Source organism: Neisseria sp. P0009.S008, assembly GCF_051958615.1.
Taxonomy (GTDB): Bacteria; Pseudomonadota; Gammaproteobacteria; order Burkholderiales; family Neisseriaceae; genus Neisseria; species Neisseria subflava.
In genome coordinates, this window is record NZ_JBQCVG010000092.1 from 1 (window position 1) to 241 (window position 241).

The following is a 241-nucleotide window of genomic DNA, read 5'->3' on the forward strand; positions in this document are numbered from 1 at the left end:
GGATATTGGTATTGGCAAAATCCAATGCAATACGCGCCGGAGTAGATGTTACAAAACCATGAGGTGTAGTGACGTCTTTGTCGAAACGGATTTTGATGATTTTTTGGTTGTCAGGCAAAGTGGAAACGTTGATATCGGTAATATTGCCTGCAAAGGCCATCTGAACAGCGAGGGCAACGCTGAAGCCGGCAAATAATTTTGTCATGTGTTTGGTTTTCATAATTGAGTGAGACCCCTAAAT

General features: G+C 42.3%; 1 pseudogene. It reads right to left on the reverse strand.

Annotated features, from left to right (window positions below):
- A pseudogene (locus tag ACTHSQ_RS11410) lies at nt 1-220 on the reverse strand (pilus assembly protein PilQ); the annotation flags it as partial.
- Between the last annotated feature and the right edge of the window lie 21 nt (nt 221-241).